This window comes from Halanaerobium congolense, from assembly GCF_004366375.1.
Classification (GTDB): Bacteria; Bacillota; Halanaerobiia; order Halanaerobiales; family Halanaerobiaceae; genus Halanaerobium; species Halanaerobium congolense.
The window spans coordinates 1-1719 of sequence record NZ_SOEF01000082.1; the positions used below are offsets into that span (position 1 = coordinate 1).

Sequence of the window (1719 nt, forward strand, 5' to 3'; positions counted from 1 at the left end):
CCTGAATTATTCATAGCAACCACGAAATAAATTATCAGTCCTAATATAGCAACATTCTATCAAAATATTATTTTCACCCGGTGGGTGAAAGATTTTTTTGAAATTTTTCCTCTAAAAACATAGAAAAAGGAGTCCCTTTCCTTTATAATAATAGTAACCAAACAAAATTAAAAGGAGGGACTCCTAATGGTTACTATATCTGAAAAAAAAGTTAATTTCAAGTCAAATTTAAGAATAAATTTTAATGGTGGTGATTTAACATCAGATTCTGGTCTGCTGATTTTTAAAGAATTTGATAATCAGATCGGCTTCAGTCAGGAAATAAAAAATGCTTTAGAATTTGATGATGATGTTAATCATAGATTACATGAAAATGTGGATGTTGTACTGCAGCGTATTTATCAGAATACTGCTGGCTATCATGCTGATGATGACGCAGACGATCTTAGATCTGATTCTCTATTTCAGACTATACTGGAAAAGGAAATTCTTGCTTCACAGCCCACTATTTCAAGATTAAGCAGCTGTGTTAATAAAGAAAATATGAAGCAGCTGCAGCAGGTTAATTTCAGCCTGCTCGATAAAATATATGAATATGAGGCTCCCGAAGAAATAATCTTTGATCTTGACTCAACAAACTGTGAAACATATGGAAAGCAGTACGGTTCTGACTATAATCATCACTATAAAGCAAATGGATACCATCCACTGTTAATGTTTGATGGAGTTACCGGCGATCTGATTAAAGCTGAACTAAGATCAGGTAATGTATATACATCAAGAGGAGCTGTAAGATTTATAGGTCCGGTATTTAAAAGATACAGCAAAAAGTTTAAAGAAATTCCTCTTTTATTAAGAGCTGACAGTGGTTTTGCCACACCGGGCATTTATCAGATGGCTGAAGAACATAATATCTCCTATGCCATACGCTTAAAAGCCAATGCAAGACTTTATAATTTAGCAGAATCTCTTTTAGAAAAGTTAAATCAAGGCTCTGAAATATCTGAAAAACAGGTCATTTACGGTGAATTTAACTATCAGGCCGGCAGCTGGGATAAAAGCCGGAGAGTTATAGTTAAAATTGAAAAACCGGCAGGACAGTTAGTCTACAACCATACATTTATTGTTACAGATATAAAAGACCGTACACCTGAAGAAATAGTTAAGTTTTACTGTCAGCGGGGCACCATGGAAAACTTTATCAAAGAAGGAAAAAGAGGTTTTGCCTTTGGTAAAATGAGCAGCAGTGAATATCTGGCAAACGCTAATAAATTACAGCAGATGATGCTGGCCTATAATCTAAACAACTGGCTGAGACGACTATGTTTTCCAGAGCATAACAGATCAGATAGAATAGAAACTATCAGAACAAAATTAATTAAAATAGCAGCTAGAATAGTAAAAACAGGTAGATATATTTATTATAAACTGGCAGAAGGCTGTCCCAATAAAGAATTGTTTTTTAAGGTGCTGGACAATATACAGAATTTAGGATTTGCCTGACATTGAATTCTAAAATAACTGTAAAATTTTAAGAACATAAAGGAAGACCACGGGATATCCATGCCCAATTTTAATAGTAATTTTTACCATAATAACAAAAAATAAATCTTTTTTAAGAATTCAACTCAAAAAGTTATTATTTAGTTCTTAAATTAGATAATTTTAGAGTTAAACCAGAGGAAAATTATATTTCGTGGTTGCTATGAATAATTCAGG

1 protein-coding gene is annotated in these 1719 nt (G+C 32.9%); it reads left to right on the forward strand.

Annotated elements, in window-relative coordinates; all coding sequences use genetic code 11:
• The first annotated feature begins 186 nt into the window (after positions 1-186).
• The gene (locus C7954_RS13495; protein WP_134060316.1) at positions 187-1503 is read left to right on the forward strand and encodes an IS1380 family transposase; all 1317 of its coding nucleotides are present in this window, start codon (positions 187-189) and stop codon (positions 1501-1503) included.
• Positions 1504-1719 lie beyond the last annotated feature (216 nt).

Bases quoted from the DNA above. Each gene is read 5' to 3' on its own strand.
- C7954_RS13495 (WP_134060316.1), top strand. From the start codon at position 187: ATGGTTACTATATCTGAAAAAAAAGTTAATTTCAAGTCAAATTTAAGA.